The organism is Acidobacteriota bacterium, assembly GCA_040756905.1.
GTDB lineage: Bacteria > Acidobacteriota > Aminicenantia > JBFLYD01 > JBFLYD01 > JBFLYD01.
Genome location: JBFLYD010000069.1, coordinates 14,278 through 32,807 on the forward strand (window position 1 = coordinate 14,278; position 18,530 = coordinate 32,807).

18 protein-coding genes are annotated in these 18,530 nt (G+C 33.6%); 3 read left to right on the forward strand and 15 right to left on the reverse strand.

Going from position 1 to position 18,530, the window contains the following annotated elements; genetic code table 11:
• Positions 1-63 precede the first annotated feature (63 nt).
• From AB1410_11830 to AB1410_11880, 11 genes are all read right to left on the reverse strand, one after another.
• Positions 64-1,035 carry an NAD-dependent epimerase/dehydratase family protein gene (locus tag AB1410_11830; GenBank protein MEW6457390.1) on the reverse strand — a complete coding sequence of 324 codons (972 nt, stop codon included), beginning with the start codon at positions 1,033-1,035 and terminating at the stop codon, positions 64-66.
• A 24-nt stretch (positions 1,036-1,059) separates the two neighbouring features.
• Positions 1,060-1,716 carry a hydrogenase nickel incorporation protein HypB gene (gene hypB / locus AB1410_11835; protein ID MEW6457391.1) on the reverse strand — a complete coding sequence of 219 codons (657 nt, stop codon included), beginning with the start codon at positions 1,714-1,716 and terminating at the stop codon, positions 1,060-1,062.
• Positions 1,716-2,093: a hydrogenase maturation nickel metallochaperone HypA gene (gene hypA, locus AB1410_11840; protein MEW6457392.1), complete on the reverse strand. Its 378-nt coding sequence runs from the start codon at positions 2,091-2,093 to the stop codon at positions 1,716-1,718. Before hypA ends, hypB begins: the two co-directional genes overlap by 1 nt.
• Positions 2,068-2,508 (reverse strand): Fe-S cluster assembly sulfur transfer protein SufU, encoded by a 441-nt coding sequence (sufU, locus tag AB1410_11845; protein MEW6457393.1) that lies wholly within the window; start codon positions 2,506-2,508, stop codon positions 2,068-2,070. Before sufU ends, hypA begins: the two co-directional genes overlap by 26 nt.
• Positions 2,495-3,727 carry a cysteine desulfurase gene (locus AB1410_11850; protein ID MEW6457394.1) on the reverse strand — a complete coding sequence of 411 codons (1,233 nt, stop codon included), beginning with the start codon at positions 3,725-3,727 and terminating at the stop codon, positions 2,495-2,497. Before AB1410_11850 ends, sufU begins: the two co-directional genes overlap by 14 nt.
• 29 nt (positions 3,728-3,756) lie before the next feature.
• Entirely contained in the window at positions 3,757-4,953 is a 1,197-nt protein-coding gene (locus AB1410_11855; GenBank protein ID MEW6457395.1) for a SufD family Fe-S cluster assembly protein, read from the reverse strand.
• A 197-nt stretch (positions 4,954-5,150) separates the two neighbouring features.
• Entirely contained in the window at positions 5,151-6,551 is a 1,401-nt protein-coding gene (sufB, locus tag AB1410_11860) for a Fe-S cluster assembly protein SufB (GenBank protein MEW6457396.1), read from the reverse strand.
• A 12-nt stretch (positions 6,552-6,563) separates the two neighbouring features.
• Positions 6,564-7,325: a Fe-S cluster assembly ATPase SufC gene (gene sufC / locus AB1410_11865; GenBank protein MEW6457397.1), complete on the reverse strand. Its 762-nt coding sequence runs from the start codon at positions 7,323-7,325 to the stop codon at positions 6,564-6,566.
• Positions 7,322-7,732 carry a metalloregulator ArsR/SmtB family transcription factor gene (locus tag AB1410_11870; GenBank protein ID MEW6457398.1) on the reverse strand — a complete coding sequence of 137 codons (411 nt, stop codon included), beginning with the start codon at positions 7,730-7,732 and terminating at the stop codon, positions 7,322-7,324. Before AB1410_11870 ends, sufC begins: the two co-directional genes overlap by 4 nt.
• Before the next feature lie 109 nt (positions 7,733-7,841).
• Entirely contained in the window at positions 7,842-10,655 is a 2,814-nt protein-coding gene (locus AB1410_11875; protein ID MEW6457399.1) for a TonB-dependent receptor, read from the reverse strand.
• 20 nt (positions 10,656-10,675) lie between these two features.
• The gene (locus tag AB1410_11880) at positions 10,676-11,935 is read right to left on the reverse strand and encodes an outer membrane protein transport protein (protein ID MEW6457400.1); all 1,260 of its coding nucleotides are present in this window, start codon (positions 11,933-11,935) and stop codon (positions 10,676-10,678) included.
• Between the two features lie 228 nt (positions 11,936-12,163).
• On the opposite strand from AB1410_11880, the gene AB1410_11885 reads away from it, so the two are divergent.
• Together AB1410_11885 and AB1410_11890 are read left to right on the forward strand one after the other, a co-directional pair.
• The gene (locus AB1410_11885; protein ID MEW6457401.1) at positions 12,164-12,496 is read left to right on the forward strand and encodes a hypothetical protein; all 333 of its coding nucleotides are present in this window, start codon (positions 12,164-12,166) and stop codon (positions 12,494-12,496) included.
• A gap of 35 nt (positions 12,497-12,531) precedes the next feature.
• Positions 12,532-12,675 (forward strand): MGMT family protein, encoded by a 144-nt coding sequence (locus AB1410_11890; protein ID MEW6457402.1) that lies wholly within the window; start codon positions 12,532-12,534, stop codon positions 12,673-12,675.
• Between the two features lie 266 nt (positions 12,676-12,941).
• Here the strand turns inward: AB1410_11890 and AB1410_11895 are convergent, their stop codons facing one another.
• The 4 genes from AB1410_11895 to AB1410_11910 all read right to left on the reverse strand — a co-directional run bounded on the left by AB1410_11895 (position 12,942) and on the right by AB1410_11910 (position 16,575).
• Positions 12,942-14,000, reverse strand: coding sequence for a 6-bladed beta-propeller (locus AB1410_11895; protein MEW6457403.1), 1,059 nt, complete (start codon positions 13,998-14,000; stop codon positions 12,942-12,944).
• Complete coding sequence (locus tag AB1410_11900; GenBank protein ID MEW6457404.1) at positions 13,997-15,064, reverse strand: radical SAM protein; 1,068 nt, start codon at positions 15,062-15,064, stop codon at positions 13,997-13,999. The genes AB1410_11895 and AB1410_11900 overlap by 4 nt, the downstream gene beginning before the upstream one ends.
• Before the next feature lie 200 nt (positions 15,065-15,264).
• Positions 15,265-16,134, reverse strand: coding sequence for a 6-bladed beta-propeller (locus AB1410_11905; protein MEW6457405.1), 870 nt, complete (start codon positions 16,132-16,134; stop codon positions 15,265-15,267).
• Positions 16,135-16,374: 240 nt separating this feature from the next.
• Complete coding sequence (locus AB1410_11910) at positions 16,375-16,575, reverse strand: sigma 54-interacting transcriptional regulator (GenBank protein MEW6457406.1); 201 nt, start codon at positions 16,573-16,575, stop codon at positions 16,375-16,377.
• A 231-nt stretch (positions 16,576-16,806) separates the two neighbouring features.
• Between AB1410_11910 and AB1410_11915 the strand changes: the two genes are divergently transcribed.
• Positions 16,807-18,501: a DUF6600 domain-containing protein gene (locus AB1410_11915; GenBank protein MEW6457407.1), complete on the forward strand. Its 1,695-nt coding sequence runs from the start codon at positions 16,807-16,809 to the stop codon at positions 18,499-18,501.
• The last annotated feature ends 29 nt before the right edge of the window (positions 18,502-18,530 follow it).

Below are 18,530 nucleotides of genomic sequence, written 5' to 3' on the forward strand. Positions count from 1 at the left end.
AATACAGGAAAACAATAGAAAAAAATATATTTTTTAATTTTTTATGTCAAATTAAAATTATATTTAATGTTGATTTATATTGATTAAATTTTTAATTCCTTCAGAGAATTTTATCTTTGGAGAGTAATTTAGATGATTTTTTGCTTTTTCAATTGAAAGAGGTTTGTTTTTTATAAAAAAGCCGATGCTTGATTTATTCAAAGGAATATCAATTCCAAGAGGCTTAAATGCATTTTGGGATAACCAAGAACAAATTTTTCCAAGCCATAAAGGTACATTAACCGGTTCAGATTCTTTTTCCAGAACTCTATATATTGTCAATATCATATCTTTAATACTCAAAATCTCATCTCCAGCGATGTTATATATTTCTCCGTTTTTCCCTTTTTCATAAGTTAAAAAAATTCCATTAATCAGATCATCTACATAAACAGGCGTCTGAAGATTTTCGCCATTCCCTATCATAAAAAAATAGCCATTTTTTATCGCCTCAATCAATCTATAAATTCTCTTATCCTCAGGGCCATAAACCCAACCAGGGCGAACTATTATAACATCCATTTCCTTGGTAATATATTCTCTGCATACTTTCTCAGCCTCAGCTTTTGTCCTTTCATATGAATCCATAGGTGACAGAGGATATGTTTCATCTGCGATCATCCCAACCACTGTGCCCAGTACTCCTGCCGAGCTAACATGAACAAATCTCTTCACGTTATTTTTCAACGAAGCATCGAGAAGATTTTTTGTTCCAATTACATTTATTTCATAAAATTTTTTTTCTGAAATTGACTCAGAAGCCATTGCAGCAGCGAGATGAAATACAACATCAATTTCATTCAAACCTTTTTCTAACAAATCTTTATTCTTTATATCCCCTTCTATAATTTCAATTTTTTTGGTTTTTTTATCAACTTTATTCAAATTGATAGGTCTTCTATGTTTTAAGATTTTTAACTCCAACCCTCTATTTGCAAGATACCCAATTAAATGGGTCCCTATAAAACCTGAACCCCCAGTTACAAAACATTTCATATTTTCTGCTCCAATGTGTGTTATTTAACTTTTAATTTTTCTAACGAGGAAGTTGCTCCATTCCTCAATACCTGCCCCTGTCTTACACGAGACTTCGAAAATTTCAAGACTTGGATTTATTTCTAAAGCATTTTTCTTTAAAACCTCCAAATCGGTATCGCAAAAATCTTTAAGGTCTATCTTATTTATTATCAGCACTCTTGATTCTCTAAACATTAAAGGATACTTTTTTGGCTTATCATGACCTTCAGGAACACTCAATATCATAACCTTCATATCCTCTCCTACTTTGAATTCAGCAGGACAAACAAGGTTTCCTACATTTTCAATAATCAAAAGATCTATATCATTGAATTTGAAATGAGGTAGAGCTTCACTTACCATATAAGCATTTAAATGACATTCTCCACCTGTATTTATCTGAATTACTGGAATATGATATTTTTCGAGTCTTTCTGAATCAATGGATGAAGTGATGTCTCCTTCCAACACGGCAATTTTTATTGAGTTTTTTAAAAAATCTATCGTTTTCTCAATTAAAGATGTTTTTCCTGCGCCAGGAGCGCTCATTAAATTCACTGCAAAAACATTATTTTTTTCAAAAATTTCTCGATTTGAAGCTGCAATTTTTTCATTCTCTTCCAACACATCAGTAAAAATATTTATGATTTTTACTGCCATTATTGAACTTCCATAAAATCAATCGTAAGTTCTCTTCCTGAAATCATCTCTACTTCTCTGCTCATACATTCTGGACAAACGAATGCGAAATCTTCCACAAAAAACTCTCTTCTACAGTTCTTACATTTTCCCCTGATGGGAATCTTTTCTATATCAAGCTTTGCATTTCCAGCAATGCTTCCTTTACTCAAAATATTGAAGTAGAAGCTAACACATTCAGGGACAATGTTTGTAATCTCACCGATCTTTAATTTTATTTTTATTATACGTTTTGCACCTGCTCTGTTAGCTTCTTCAAGACAAATCCTCAGAATTTCTTCAGTAATAGATAATTCGTGAATTTTTCCCTTCCTATTCTGATTTTTTTCTTTCCATATATTCTTTTAAACCTTGCTCAAGAACATCCCAAGAAAGAATTGCACACTTTATCCTTACAGGAATCACTCTCACACCTTTTAAAGCTTTAAGATCTCCAAGTTCTTCCACATCATCTCTATTCTCAAGAAGCATTCCTTTAAATTTTTTTATTATATTTTCTACCTCTTCAAGACTCTTATCCTTTATTATTTCTGTCATCATAGAAGCAGAAGCACGGCTAATTGAACATCCTGTACCAGTAAATCTAACATCCTTTATCCTGCCATCAGATATTGCAAGTTCTAAATAAATTTCATCTCCACACAATGGATTCATTCCTTCGGAAACTAAATCGGATTGTTCAAGCTTTCCAAAATTTTTTGGTTTGTTATAATGTTCTAATATAACTTCTTTATAAATTTCATCTAATTCCATGACTGAATATCTCTCTTACTTTTTTTAAGGCATTCATAAGTATATCAATTTCTTCTTTTTCATTGTATATGTAAAAACTTGCTCTAACAGTTGCAGGAACATTCAATTTTCTCATTAATGGCTGTGCACAATGATGCCCTGCTCTGATTGCAATCCCTTCATAATCAAGAACTGTTCCTACATCATGGGAATGAATAGTTCTGAAATTAAAAGATATCACCCCTCCCCTTATTTCCTCTTTCATCGGCCCATAAAGAATAATATCGTCAAGTTCTTTCATTTTTTCGAGAGCATAAAAAGTAAGTTCTCTTTCGATATTTCTAACATTATCCATTCCTAATTTTTCAAGATAATCCACTGCTTTCTTTAAACCAATTGCTCCGCTTACGTTTGGAGTTCCTGCTTCAAATTTCCAAGGTAATTCATTAAAGGTAGCTCTATCATACCAGACCTGACTTATCATCTCGCCTCCTCCCATGAATGGGTCCATCTCTTCAAGAATCTTTTCTTTTGCGAATAAAATTCCGATTCCCATTGGTCCCAGCATCTTATGTCCGGAAAATGCAAAGAAATCACAATCAATATCCTGAACATCGACTTTGAAGTGGGGCGCTGATTGAGCGCCATCTATGAGAACAAGAGAATTATTTTTATGGGCTAATTTAGTTATTTCTTTAACAGGATTAATCGTCCCCAATACGTTTGACATATGAGTCAATGCTACAATTTTTGTCTTTTCTGTCAGTAGTTTCTCGATGCTTTCAGAATCAAGAGTTCCGTCCTCAAGAACTGGAATAAATTTAAGTTTTGCTTTCTTCTCTCTTGAAATAAACTGCCATGGTATCAAATTGCTGTGATGTTCCATTTCAGTGAGAAGAATCTCATCACCTTCGCCTATAAATTTTCTTGCCCATGCGTATGCAACTAAATTTATAGCTTCAGTTGTATTTCTCACAAATATAATATTTTTAAAAGAAGGAGCGTTGATAAACTTTGCAATTCGAAACCTCGCATCTTCATAATTCTTAGTTGCCTCTTCAGAAAGTAGATAAATTCCCCTATGAACATTTGAATTTTGAGCTTTGTAGTATTCGGAGATGGCTTCAATAACAGAAACAGGCTTTTGAGTTGTTGCTGCATTATCTAAATAAATTAAAGGCTTTCCTCTTATTAGAACGCTTAAAATTGGGAAATCTTTTCTGATTTCATTCACATTCATTTATTACCCCTCAAAATTAATTGTTTAGCTCAGAATTGAACATCAGTAAGTCTTTTTTCGATTACTCTTTCCATTCTGCTTATTATCCTATCATCTTCAACATTTCTGATTAATGAATCATAAAATCCTCTTATCAGAAGTTTCTTAGCTTCTCTTTTTTCCAATCCACGAGTTATCATATAAAATACTTTCTGGAAATTCAATGGAGCTACTGAAGCCCCATGGGATGCCTGACAATCATCCTCTTCAATCCATAAAGATGGAATTGCATCTGCTTTTGCTTTTTCCCCTAAAAGGAGGATATCACCTTTCTGAGAAACTTTAGATTTCCTTGCCCCCTTTTTTATATGGGCATTTGCTCGATAAATCGCCATTGATTCATCAAAAATTGAACCCTTTACTCTTATCGAACTCTCCGTTCCAGGCCCTGAATGAATTGCTTCATAGAGATGGTCAATTTTCTGATTTTGCTTACTGATAAACATTGAAGTAAGGTTGGCTTTTGAATTTGTACCATTCAAATTGCTCTGAACGTTTATTGAGGAAATTTCTGAGCCAATTTCTTCCAGATTCCATAAAATACTTGAGTTATTTCCAAGAAAAGATTTTCCATAAAATACATTAAGATATTTTTCTCCTAAGTTCTGTATATGAATTAATTTAGCTTTAGCTCCTTCATCAAGAAAAACAACTGTTAAAGAGTTTCTAAAGCCTGTTTTATTACTATTCCTTGCTCTACTTTCATCAAGATAAACAAACTCACTGTTTTTCTTTCCTATTATCAGATTAAAAGAAAAAATGTCCGAATCGGCTCTTGTACATGAAAAAATTGGTTCTTTTAACTTTGAACTTTCAGGGACAAATAAAAAATTTCCTGATCTCCACAGAAGCCAGAGTAAAGACATCAATTTTTTTTCCTGGTCATGAATTTCTATCTTCTCAATGGATTCTTTTACTAAATCAGGATAATTTTTCAGAGCATCGGAAATATCAGTAAAAATAAATGACTCTGTTGATGAAGATTTTCTTTTTATAAAAAATCCCGGCTTGGTTAAGTTGACAAAATCAATTTTAAGTCCATTCCAAAAATTCAAATCTAACTTTAATCTTTTCCATACAGGAAAATTCGACTCCTGAAAAATCTTAAGAGCATTTTCTCTTTTTTCCCTTAACCACTCAGGATTACCCTTCCATATTTTCTCAAGGATCTCTTGCTCTATTTTCATCTCAAGCTATTGTGCTGTCTCATAAATATCTTCAATTACAAACAACTTCCTCTGAAGCACCATGAAGGGGCATGGGGAAGGAACTTCCCCATGTCTGGGGTGTGCTTAGCGAAGCGTCTAAGGAGATCTTTCTCCCATAGGGAAAGTGTCGTGTCACAATAGAATAATGAAAGACATTTAGGTGACACGACACTATTTCAACCAACAGCTCCTTCCATTTCAAGCTGGATAAGTCTGTTCAATTCCACTGCATATTCCATAGGTAGCTCTCTTGCCACAGGTTCGATGAATCCTCTCACTACTAAAGCTGTGGCCTCTGCTTCCGAAAGCCCCCGACTCATAAGATAAAAAATCTTTTCCTCGCTTATTTTTCCAGCTGTTGCTTCATGAACAACTTCAACATTATCGGTGTGAATTTCGAGGATTGGAATTGTGTCTGCTTTTGACTTTTCATCAAGGATAAGCCCCTGACAGCTTACACTACATTTTGAATTCTCAGCTCCCTCAACAATTTTAACAAGCCCTCTGTATGTGGAAACGCCTCCATCTTTACTTATACTCTTGGAAACAACCACAGAACTTGTGCGGGGGGCTAAATGAATAACTTTTGCCCCTGTATCTTTTCTCTGGCCTTCTCCAGCAAATGCAATATTAAGATGCTCTGCTTTTGCTCCTCTGCCAACAAGAACTGATCCGGGGTATAGCATTGTAATACCACTTCCCAGAGAGCCACCCACCCATTCAATAATCCCATCTTTTCCAACAATTGCTCTTTTTGTGTTCAGATTATAAACATCCCTGCTCCAGTTCTGAATCGTTGTATATCTTGCTCTTGCATCCTCCTTTACAAATATTTCAACAACTGCTGAATGGAGAGATGAAAGACTGTAAAAAGGTGCTGTGCATCCCTCTATATAATGGACATAGCTTCCTTTTTCAGCAATAATCAAGGTATGCTCAAACTGACCACTCTGGGCAGCATTCATCCTGAAATAACTCTGAAGAGGAAAAGGAACATTAACTCCTTCTGGAACATACACAAAACTCCCTCCACTCCATACTGCTCCATGAAGGGCGGCAAATTTATTATCTGTATCTGGAACACATTTTGTCATAAAATATTCTTTTACAATTTCAGGATAATTTTTCACTGCAGTATCCATGTCGCAAAAAATTACCCCTTTATTTTCTAAATGAGTTCTCAAGCTTTCATAAACTGCTTCTGATTCATATTGAGCTACAACTCCTGCTAAAAACTTCCTCTCAGCTTCAGGAATTCCAAGTTTTTCATAGGTTCTCCTTATGTTCTCAGGAACATCCTCCCAGCTCCTCGCTTTTATTTCACCTGGTCTTATGTAAAAAGTAATATCATCAAAATTAAGACCTGATAAATCAGGGCCAAAATTTGGCATTGGCTTTTTTATGAATATCTCATAAGCTCTCAATCTCTTTTCTCTCATCCAATCTGGTTCATTTTTTATATATGAGATTTCCTCTATTATCTCTCTGGATAAGCCTTTTTTTGCCCTGTAAGAATATTCTTCAGGATTTGGTATATCAATAAATTTTTTCCCTATCTCAAATATTTTTTTATTCATCCCATAAACTCTTTATAATCTTTGACTATTCAGTTCTTTTCTCACCCAATCATATCCTTTCTCTTCAAGCATTTTAGAAAGTTCTTCCCTTCCTGATTTTACTATTTTTCCATCCATTAATATATGAACAAAATCAGGCTTAATGAAATTCAAGATTCTCTGATAGTGAGTGATTATCAAAATGCCAAGCTCTGGATTCATCAATTTGTTAATTCCCATCGATACTATTTTTAATGAATCGATATCAAGCCCTGAGTCTGTCTCATCGAGAATTGCAAGGGTCGGTTCAAAAACTGCCATTTGCAATATTTCGTTTCGTTTCTTCTCCCCCCCTGAAAAACCTTCATTTACATATCTTTTCAAAAAAACATCATCCATTTCAAGAAACTTCATCTTTTCTTTCAGGATTTTTCTAAATTCAAGAAAAGAGATTTCTTTTCCATTCTTTGAATTGTATGTATTTCTTAGAAAGCTCTCCAAAGAAACCCCGGGAATTTCTTCAGGATATTGAAATGCCATAAAGATGCCTTTTTTTGCTCTCTGAGAAGTATTCAACTTTGTTAAATCCTCATTCAAATAAAATATACTACCCTCTTTAATTTCATACCTTGGATGACCCATAAGAGTGAATGCAAGGGTGCTCTTTCCTGTGCCATTTGGGCCCATCAAGGCATGAATCTCTCCTTTATTAATCGAAAGATTTATACCTTTTAAGATTTCTTTCCCTTCGACTTCAATTTTTAAATTTTCAATTCTTAATAAATTTCCGTTCATTTCCATTGTTTAGCCTCCCTTTTCATGTTTTCGTTTGGACATATTCTTGCCTCTCCATTTTTTTTACATTTGCGAGAAATAGCTCCGATTAAACATTTTTTTAACCTCTCCTCATCGTCTGAAAATGGCTTTTGGTTTTTCATCTCTTTTAAAGATAAAAGAATTAACTTTTGAATTTTTTTTATGTTCTTTTTATCAACAAAATAATAAACCCACTGTCCTCTCTTCTTTGTTGATAAAACCCCTGCATTTCTCAAAATCGAAAGGTGATGAGAAATTAGAGGTTGTGAAATTCGCAAAGACCCTCGAATTTCACATACACACAATTCATTATCCATGAGCACATTTATTATTCTTAGCCTTTGCTCATCTGCTAAAGCTTTTAAGGCATCCACTATTTCTTTCATATAAATATATAAACAACCATTTATATAATATTTTTTATTTAAACATTTGTCAAGCTCTTATTAAGTCGTAAAGTGAAGAAGTCAACTATCCCGTGAGCGAAGGGGGAAGTTACCACTTAAATTTAATAGCTATGCGGGCTTGGCGGGGTTCTTGTCTGGCCCAGACATGTCCAAAAACAATTGTATCCTCTTTCACAAATGATATTGGTTTTTGACTATTAAGCAGGTTGAAAACATCCAATCGTACATCAAAGATCAAATTCTCTGGAAAAATTTTAAAAAAATCGGATAGTAAAAGCCTTTTTTCAACTCCAACATCCACATAAAGATGGGAAGGAGTTTCTCTGGAGCCCCGTCCTTCTGGAAATGCATAATAGCCAAAAAAAGGAACCAGACCTAATTTTTCCCAATGATAGCCTGAAATCCATTCTAAAGCTGTAGAAAAAGCAATCTCAAACGGTGCGAAATATACAATGTTCATTTTAACATTATGATCCACACTGTAAGGAAGTTTCCCATACCAACCTTCATCGCCGATTTCTCTCCCTCCTAAACCCCCTAATCCCCAGTCAAACAGCTTCTTCAATTCTCGCAATTCAGGTAGATCAGGGACAAAAATGTGATTTCCAAAAAGACCGACATAATAGGTACTCCCCTCCTCCTGACTCCATGAGCCAGTTTCTACCTGGCCAGGGTTTGTCCCTTTAGCAGATGCGTATGAATAAGAGGCATTAAGGACGAATTTCTCCCTGATTTTTCCATTAACTTCTATTTCAAACCCTTTATAATCCCTTCTTTTATACTCAAAGTTATCAAAGATGAATTTATAATAGGGAGGTGATGGATCGAATACTCCAAGAAGTTCCAGGAGATCCTTTGCCTGAGACCGGACAAAACGAGTTTTTAAGGCCCAATTTGCACCCAGTTTTCTATCAAATTCCACTAAATATTTAGTAAGAAAATTTGGTTTTAAATTACCGGAAATCTCAAAAGGACCTTGATGCTCTTCATTGATAAACTTCCAATTCATTGGATTGTGCAATTGATTTCTATCAGGGTTTAAAGGGCCTATCCATCCATACCTTCTAAATTGAATAGGTGCCTGAGGATTAAAAAATCCCAGATGCATAGTAGTTGTTACATCAGAGAACTTTCCCCAGCCTAATTTTAGGATGTTTTTCCCATCCCTGGCTAAATCTATTGCGAGGGAAGCCCTTGGTGAAAGAAAATCTCTTAAATCCCACTTCCAGAGTTCTTTTCCTTTGTCATTATAATTTATCTGAGTAGCACTTCTAAATCCCAGCATCAAGGTAAATCGATCCCAGGTTATTTTATCCTTAAAATATAAACCTATCCCTCGAATTGAATTAACAAAATTAAAAGGCCCGTATTCCCATAAGAATGTGGGAGTCCCCCTATTATTTCTCCAGGTGTCAAAATAATATTTAGTCCCGCTATCAAATCCATTTTCTGGAAAAGGATCTTCATCTTTACCTGAGAAATCCACTCTAAACTCAGAAGAAACCCTATAATATTCAAATCCCAATCCAACTTCATGCTCTCCAAGACCTCTTGTATTAAGATAATGGGTAAGTCTAAGAGTGAGATCGGCTCTTCGCTCATTATCTATTACTTTTCCCAAGGAATTGTTAACATTCTGGGCTACATCTTCAATGAAATATAAGGCCGGACCCAAATCATCATCCTTAGGTCTGATTAACGACTCAATCTTTACCTGTCCCAGAGAGGCTTCTACAAACGTGTTAGAAGAAATAATTCCTTTATAATTAAAACGGTACATATAATCAGTAAAGAAATCTATTTTATAGAGCTCGGGTCTACCAATACCTCCCCTTTGTTTAAATGGTCTGTTATATGCACTGCTGAAGGAAATGTTATGATTATTTGTTAAAGCCCAAGATAATTTTCCGAAGAAATTATTGGTTTTTAGACTCTGACTTCCCTTAGAAATGTATAGATAGTCAATATAATTCTCCTTAGTAACATCCTGATCAATAAAAATGTTGTTGGAAAAAAAGAACCATAATCTATCTTTGACAATTGGTCCACCAAAATTCAAATACCAATTATATCTTGAAAATCTCTCCGGTTCAGAGGCAATAGATAATTGCGTCTCTCTCGAAGCTTGCAATTTTTTATCTCTAAGAAGGAGTACCAGTTCACCATGAAAATCATTACCTCCTGTTTTTGTGACAGCATTTACTATCCCTCCAAAGGTGGAAGCCAGATCAGGGCTGAAAGGATCGGAAATAATCTGAATTTCATCAATAGCATCATAGTTAACTCGTATCCCAGCATTGTTTAGTCTAACACCTCTCATAGAAAGACCATCTACTAACCAATTGTTGCCTTCCTCACCCTCCCCTCTAAAACTTGGCAATCCTACTTCAGCTGTTCCCCGTCGAGTATTTGATCTTACTCCAGTTACTCCTGGAGTAAATTTAACCACATCTGGTACAGTTCTAGCCTGGGAAGGAATAATTGCTAAATCTTCTGAACTTATTCTATAACTGGTATCAGTGGAGGTTTTATCAATTAATGGTGTTTCAGCTACAACCAAGACTTTTTCTTCAATTTTTGCTGGTCTCATGACTATCTTTAAGGAGGTTACCATTCCCAATTGAACTATGACATTGTCTTGAACAATTGTAGCAAACCCTGGAAGTTCATAGATCAAAGTGTATGTTCCAACAGGTAAGAGAGGGAATGTAAAGGAACCATCTTGTTCGGTAATAGTATCTCTTTGTCCCTGGAGTTTAGGGCTTTTGGCTGTAACCACTACCCCTGGCAAAGGATTACCTTCCTCATCTACAATCTTACCGCTGATCTCGCCAGTTTCTTTTGCATATATTGAACAAATAAACAAAAGAAAGAGCAAAAAGATAAAATAAATCTTTCTCATTTAGAATGAAGAAAATATATTTAAAATTTAAAGCTTATCGAGATAGTAGGAATTACAATATTCATTCCATAAGTACCGGGCATATTTTCTTCTGTTGGCTTTATATCCTTCCTTTCTTTGCCCATTAGATATTCAAGCCCAAAATCCAACTGGAATCTATCTTTTTTGTATCCTAATCCGAATGTAATTCCGTTAAAAGTAAAGCTTGGAAGTAAAATATTCATAGTCTCATCAGGGACAGGGGTGGGATCATAGTAATATCCACCTCTCAAAGCAATTTTCCCATTTATAAGATACTCAGAACCAAAACGAATTTGAGTCCTATCTACCCATAAGAATTTCATCTCCTCTTCTTTTTCTGGAGTTAACCTAAATATAATATTCCATGTCATAGCTTTATAATCTGTGATTACTATGTCTTCTATACTCCATTGAGTCCACTGGATATCAGCGGTTAAAGTAAAATTATGGAAAGGTTTAATAGCTATCCCTCCTCCGAGCCACATTGGCCATGTAATATCGCGTTCAAAGTCCGATTTAGGAGAAACCCCTAAATGTACTGGAAGGGCCAACATTACTGCTTCACCTTCAAAACTTAACTTACTGGCTGTTTTGAATGTAAGTCCCAAACTTATCATATCATTGGGTTTTGCTAAAATCCCAAGAGTTGTTCCAATACCCCATCCACTTGATTCTTCAGAGTATTGTTCACCACCGGCAACTGTTTTTAATTCCATCGCTCCATAATTTATATTTAAAGTCGCACCAATAAACAGTCTCTCACTGATTTTGTAAGCTACCACAGGAGAAATTGATATCAAACCAATTCTACTCATCCAATCAACAGTTTTTCCTTTTGTTAAGGCTTTCAGATCAGCTCCAGTCCATTCTGAACCTAAATTTGAGGGGGCATATATCCCAATCCCTCCCATCAATTTATCAGCCAATGGGTAATAATAAGCAGCTAAACCTGAAAAGTAATGCTTTGTGAAATTTGTATCGACTAAAGTCATTTCTGAAATGGAATATTTATAGTTACCAGAAGGTATAACATCTGTTAAATAAAATCCGGAATATTTGCTATCAAATTGAGCAATTCCAGCGGGATTCCAGTACACAGCACTAAAATCATTAGCCAATCCAACAAAAGCTCCACCCATACTTAATGCTTTTGAGCCTAAACTATTTAAATTTAACCCATTTCCGAAAACCGAAGCTGAAAAAATAGAAAATATTAAAATTATTAAAAATCTCAATCTTCTATTTGCTTTTATTTTCATATTGACCTCCTACTTCTAATTAACCTTTTCCAATGTAATAAACATTGGCATGGACAATAATATTTCACTATATTAGATAATTAATATTTTTTAAAGTCAAGCTGACCATTAAGGAAACAAGGGAAGCTTTGTAGCATTTACTTGCTTCCAAAATATGAAATTCTTAAGAAAATAAAATTACTCTTTTTTTCTTTTAAAAATAGAAAAAAATATATAAAATTAGTGTTCATGGTTGAAAAGAAAATTTCTTATTTCGTAAAAATAACACCTGTTGGAAAAATTTATATAGGCATGACTGAGAAAGGAATCTGTTTGGTATCATTTGAAAATTTTTCTCGGTCCAGGGAAATTTCTTCTAAAAAAGGTGAACACATAAAATTTATAAAAAAAGAAGAAGGATTTCCCGAATTAGAAAAGCAACTCGAAGAATACTTTTCAAAAAAAAGGAAAAAATTTAATGGGACTTTAGACTTATGTTTTGTAAATTCTCCCTTCGAACGAAATGTTTTAAACGCTTGCTTTAAAATTCCATATGGCAAAAAAGTTCTTATTCTCAAATAGCTGAGGAAATTGGAAGACCAAGAGCAGTAAGAGCTGTGGGAAATGCACTGGGTAAAAATCCAATAGCTATAATCATTCCCTGTCATAGAGTAGTTGCAAAGGATGGATCTATTGGAGGATTCTCCGGAGGATTGTGGAGAAAAAAGAAACTCCTTAAACTCGAAGGAATTTTAAAATGAAAAACCCTTATGTAAGGGCAGGAATTCTATCTTGAGCTGAGGTTTACAAGTATATAGGAGGTACCAGAATCCAAAAAATTAAAATATGGCAAAAATTTAAATGGAATAAAAATTATGAATCTTTTTGAGCCTGAAGAAGTTCCCGAGAAGGGGTGCAGTCCTTAAAATATCTTACTTAATTTATCATATTTGTCTATATACATAAAAAACAGGTCATTATAGAAATCTTTCATGAACCCTCATCCTTTCCTATTTGAGCCTCAATTTTATCTTTGAATCCGAGTTGGGAAATGCTTATACAGTTTTTCCCGGTATGAAATATAATCGCCATTTTCATCTTCATATAAATAATAATAATTACCTGCTGAGAAGGAAATAAAAAGGTGGGAATCTACAATATTAATGTATTTATCCTCCAAAAGGTATTCTCTTAAGAAGATTCCCTTTGGGGAATATTTTTCAAATATTGTTTTATTATTTTTTTTCTTATAAGTTCTTATATAAACATTGCCTTCATCGTCCAGAAAGAAGCTATGGAACGGTGGAAAATATTTTGGAAAGTGCAGTTGTTTTAAAAACGCATCAGCCATTTGTTTGCTTGTTATGTGAGGATCATGAATAAGGGTTTCAGCGAATTTTTCTTTGTATTCTTTTCTTACTTTTATTCTTTCACAATGCTTGAATACTTTACCGATCTGTTTTCCATTTTCATCGAAAATCATAATTAGAAAATCTCTTACAGGATTCGAAATGTATACAAGATCGGTCTTATCCGAATATTTAACACTGATAAATGGTTCTATTGCTTCAAATTGGTAGCCTGGTGTGACTTCTAAACGCTCATCTAAAATCTCAATTATTTGATTGAAATCTTTATCAAGGAATCTTATTTTTTGGATTATGGTTTTTCCTTTTTCATATGAAAAATCTCTAGTTTTTTCTATAAAGTTGCCGTTTTTTAAAAGGAGATAGAAATTGTTAGTAGGTGGAATTTTTACTTCGTTCAATAAAGTCCCATCCAAACCAAAAATTAAAAGTCTATTGCGGGAAAAAGTGTAAATCTTGTCTTCTAAAAAATTGAAGTTGGAAAGATTAGATACTTCACCAGGACCTTCGCCCTTTTCTCCAATTTTATTTAAAAGTTTCAGCTCTTGGTCAAATCTCCAAATGTTTCCTTCGCTTGAATTTAGAAAGTAAAGACAATTTTTATATGCTTTAAACATTGAGATTTTCCCAACGATATTTATAACTTTTTCTTCATAGGAAGAAAGGAATGAAGAAAAAATAGCTATTGTTGCGAAAAGAAATAATTTTTTCTGTTTCATAATTCACCTTTATTGTAATCTTTCATTAATTCAAGAACGTATGGCTTTCTTGTTATATCACATTTTTTGTAATCTCCGTGGTAGCTATATGCAAGCATTGCACATCCACCATGACAATAATCAAGAATTTTACAGCTTTCGCATTCAGAATTTCGGATTGAAAGTGCATTAAATACATCATTAACATTACTCGATTCGTTGTAAATTTCAATTAATCTTTTGGCCCTAATATTTCCTAATACAATATTTTCAAGATTGTTGCAAGGGAAAACATCCCCTTGGGGTGATATTGCAATAATTCCAGTGCCAGCGTTACAGCGAAAGAGATCTTCTTTCTGCAGTTTTTTACTCAAGTCTTTTTTAATAAGCTTATTATAAATATTATCATATGCAAATAAAAAATTCCTCAAGTTGTTTATATAATAAGTTAAAGAATCTTCAAAATTACAATATTTCCCTCTTTTAAAGGGCGTAATTGGAAGAAATTTCATATTATCTACTTTCAGAGATTTCCCGAGATTTATAATATCTATGACTTCATTACGATTCCCCTCATGAATTACAGTTGTTGTCTCAACATAAATATTTAAATCCTTAAATATTCTAATTGCTTTAATTGCTTTTTTAAACGAACCTTTTAGACCTCGAAAAGTATCGTGGGTTTTCTCACCTGCTCCATCTAAGCTTATATTAATATGCACTAAATTATTTTTTACTAATAGTTCAGCATATGATTCATCGATTTTGTAGCCATTTGTCATTAAATGCGTTTTCATAGGTTTATTACTTGCATATTTTATCAGTTCAGGTAAATAATTAACCAAGGTAGGCTCTCCACCAGTAAAAGTTACCCTTGGTACCATCATCCTATATATCTGATCGACAAGATCAAATATCTCTTCTTTCTTCAATTCTTCTTTTAATCTTTGCCCTGCATCTACTGAACAGTGAATACACCTCGAGTTACAAGCATTTGTCAATCTTATATAAACATGGTTTAGAATACCTCTCATTTCAGGTAAATCGGAAAATTTATATTTAAGACCTCTATTTTCATTTGTCATGTTTTTTATTATTTAGACAAAATTGCAAAATTTTGTAAGTCATTTTTTTCTGCCTCATTTATTTGTTTTTGTGATTCCCAATATAGCTTCCTTACTCTACTTTTTAGGAGCTAAAAGTTTATATCTCTTTATTGTTTTTTGAAGTTATCATCTTTACTTCTCCATTTATTCTTTCAAGTTTTCGATATTTAAGTGCAGCACTATTTTATTGTAAGTTTACATCTTTTTAATATTGGTATATCTGTATTATCAGCCAGATATAACCTCCCTTTTTCATCAACCCCTAAAATAGACTCATTGGTTTTTATTGATCCTATGTACTCTTTGTCTTTGAATATATCTATCACATTTCCATTAGATGTAAGTAATGATATATAAATCCTATTCTTATGACCTGAAATAAAACAAAACAACCAAGGCTCTACCCCTAAACTAACCCCTCTTTCATAGGTTCTTTCTACTATTTTTCTTTTAGGAAAATACGAGGAAGATCTCTCTATTTTATCAACGAGCTTTTTATCTTTAAATATGACTATCTTGTACTCGAATTGATTTACTACATAAATATTATCTTTGAGAACAATAAACCCCATGGGCACCATTAACTCATAATATTCCTTGTATTTAATTGGTTGAGATTCTGGAGTAAACATTGAAATATTCCCGAATGATTCTAAATAATTTCCATTGAAATCAAAATAATGAAATATTTTGTCGTTTTTATAGCCCAACAGTAAGATCTTGTCTTCTATTACGCAGATATTATAGGCTCGGAAATCAATCTTAAATGTTTTTATAAACTCTCCTTTTTCATCAAAAATGTGAACTTTTCTATAATCAACTACAAATAGCCTTTCATTTTTATCAAGAGATATAAATGAGGGTACAAAAAATTCACCTGGTCCCTGACCTTTCCTTCCTATGCCTTTAAGGAATTTTCCATTTTTATCATAAACTTGAACTCTGCAGTTTTTCCTGTCAAGTACAAAAATATTTTCGCTCTTTCCAACTTTAACATCATTTATTTCAGCAAACATATAATTTTCATCCTTTTCATCTTTTCCTAACACTAGGTCACATTCAAATCTTGCTCTATTTCCTAAATAATATTCTTGCGAAAATAGAGTGAAAACATTAATTAAAAGAAAAACAAAAATTATCTTTTTTCTCCCTTTCATTTTTTCCCTTCCTCTTTTTTCATTTCACCAAAATATATATTAGTATATTTTACTTCTTTTTCAATGTTCTTTTTAAGTAAATTAAATATTGAGGGTTTTCCTCAATAATTCTACAAAACAAAATTAACATTTTTAACCAAAATCTCTTATAACTTTTACATATTTGCCTTTTTCTCTTCCAACTGACAATCGGCAATCAGTCCTCCTTTCTTCATTCTCACCGACTCTTGTGAAGCATCTTTCCTCTACAGCTTGAAGAAGTTTTGACTGAAGATCTAAAGAGAGGTTTCCTATCCCATCAAAAAATACTGTTCCTTCATCTGCATATTCAATATGTCTACTCTGTTATCCTTTAGGGGAGAGGGGGATGAGGGGGCAGAAATGTATTAAAATTAAATACGTTCTCATTAGCAAGAAAAGAAGTTTGGTCAATTTGAATATTTAGAATTGATCTTGATACACACAATTGACCACTGGAAAGCAAGGTGAGACAATAGACACGTTAATTTTTTTATTACTTGAAATTTAATTTTAACAATATTATATTATTAATGGAGGGAAAAGATGAAAAAATATATAGCTTTTCTAATCCCCCTCTGTCTTTTGATGCTTATTTCTTATTCCAGTTCCTTCGAAAAATATAACTATTACTACGGTCATATAAGTTATGCAGAAAAAGGAACAAAAGTTTACAGAACTGATTACGATGTATATGAAGATGCAACTCTGAATTTGCCGGTTGGAGAAGGAGACATAATACTAACTGGAAAAGAAGGAAGGTGCGAAATCCAATTTGATAATGGAACTGTCATAAGGCTTGACTTAAATACAGAGCTGGAAATTGAATCAATCCTCAGAGAAAATAAGGAAATAAAACTCGATGTTTCGTCGTTTATTCTCAAAGAAGGCAGATTATATGTTATGCACAGTGGTTACAGAGCCTTTGAAATGTTTCAGATAATGACAGAAAATGCTGGGATTTTACTCAAAAATCATACTGTTAGCATAATCGCTAAAAAAGAGGATGGTACTTTCATTCAGGTTAAAAATGGAAAAGTCCAGGTAAGATATTTAGATGAGAAAAAAGAGACACAGACTTTTGAAATGAAAAAGAAAAAAGCATTTCTTATTACTCTCGACAATAAAGTCCAAGAACAAGAATACAGTGAATATTCAGATTTTGAAATTTGGAATGAATACATCAACACCCATTACAATGAAACTCATGAGGGAAATTATCTTCCCAAGTCATTGAGAAGCTTTTCAGGGATGTTCAATAACTATGGATACTGGAGTTACATTGATGAACTTGGATTGTATGGATGGAGACCATATTATTTAGACTACTACTGGCATCCCTATTACTATGGCTACTGGTATATGTATGGCGGGTACCCTTATTGGGTTTCTCCTTACATGTGGGGATGGATTCCTTATCATTATGGTTACTGGCATTGGACCTCAAAATGGGGTTGGATATGGATTCCTTATAGTTACTGGGCTCCAAGCTGGGTCTACTGGGGCTGGTTTGGCCCTTACTATGGATGGCGTCCATGGACTTACTGGGATTATCAGAGAGCGACCTGGAAGCCTTACTATTGGTCAGATAAATTTTGGGACAACTGGAGACCGAGATTAAGAAAAGATGCCATAAAAAAGCCTGGTACAAAACCTGAAGAAGACATTGAAAAATATGTATTCATTGAAAAAGATAGAATTCATAAAACCGGTGAAATAACCGAATATCTCAGATATAAAGATATAAAAAATAAAATTGACAAAAAAGATATAGAAAAGAATAGCAGTAATTCTCCACCAGAAGAATTGATCAGAACCTTAAAAGAAAATAAATTAATCAATTCAGGAAAAATACAGATTATCTATGAAACTCCAATGGATAGAAATATCAAAAATATTCAGGCAAGAGACTCTGTTAAAACTCCTAAAGTCACAATTAAAGAATCTTATACTCATATAAAACCTGATGTTGGATTTTCAAAACCAATAGAAAACATAGCCAAATGGAAAGTGGAAAAGTTTAATAACAATAGAAAAAACATTGATTGGGAAAAACACTTTGAATCTTCCAAAAGATGGACAAATCGGCATAGAGGAGGCCATTCAGCAGGCTCAGGAGGTTCAGGGGGAGGTGGCTCAGCAGGCTCTTCAGGATCTTCTGGCTCTTCAGGAGGAGGCTCATCCTCTAAAGGAGGCGGAGGAAGAGAAGGGGGAGGCGGAAAAACAAAGGACAGCAGTTAGTAGACAGTTGCAAGGAAAAGGTAATTATT

What these genes read in the sequence shown, in the direction of transcription:
- sufB (MEW6457396.1), bottom strand. Translation starts at nt 6,551, where the DNA reads ATGAATAAAAAAATATTTGAGATAGGGAAAAAATTTATTGATATACCA.
- AB1410_11895 (MEW6457403.1), bottom strand. Translation starts at nt 14,000, where the DNA reads ATGAAACAGAAAAAATTATTTCTTTTCGCAACAATAGCTATTTTTTCT.
- AB1410_11915 (MEW6457407.1), top strand. Translation starts at nt 16,807, where the DNA reads ATGAAAAAATATATAGCTTTTCTAATCCCCCTCTGTCTTTTGATGCTT.
- hypB (MEW6457391.1), bottom strand. Translation starts at nt 1,716, where the DNA reads ATGGCAGTAAAAATCATAAATATTTTTACTGATGTGTTGGAAGAGAAT.
- AB1410_11880 (MEW6457400.1), bottom strand. Translation starts at nt 11,935, where the DNA reads ATGAAAATAAAAGCAAATAGAAGATTGAGATTTTTAATAATTTTAATA.
- AB1410_11850 (MEW6457394.1), bottom strand. Translation starts at nt 3,727, where the DNA reads ATGAATGTGAATGAAATCAGAAAAGATTTCCCAATTTTAAGCGTTCTA.
- sufU (MEW6457393.1), bottom strand. Translation starts at nt 2,508, where the DNA reads ATGGAATTAGATGAAATTTATAAAGAAGTTATATTAGAACATTATAAC.
- AB1410_11830 (MEW6457390.1), bottom strand. Translation starts at nt 1,035, where the DNA reads ATGAAATGTTTTGTAACTGGGGGTTCAGGTTTTATAGGGACCCATTTA.
- AB1410_11855 (MEW6457395.1), bottom strand. Translation starts at nt 4,953, where the DNA reads ATGAAAATAGAGCAAGAGATCCTTGAGAAAATATGGAAGGGTAATCCT.
- AB1410_11900 (MEW6457404.1), bottom strand. Translation starts at nt 15,064, where the DNA reads ATGACAAATGAAAATAGAGGTCTTAAATATAAATTTTCCGATTTACCT.
- AB1410_11885 (MEW6457401.1), top strand. Translation starts at nt 12,164, where the DNA reads ATGGTTGAAAAGAAAATTTCTTATTTCGTAAAAATAACACCTGTTGGA.
- AB1410_11870 (MEW6457398.1), bottom strand. Translation starts at nt 7,732, where the DNA reads ATGAAAGAAATAGTGGATGCCTTAAAAGCTTTAGCAGATGAGCAAAGG.
- sufC (MEW6457397.1), bottom strand. Translation starts at nt 7,325, where the DNA reads ATGAACGGAAATTTATTAAGAATTGAAAATTTAAAAATTGAAGTCGAA.
- AB1410_11875 (MEW6457399.1), bottom strand. Translation starts at nt 10,655, where the DNA reads ATGAGAAAGATTTATTTTATCTTTTTGCTCTTTCTTTTGTTTATTTGT.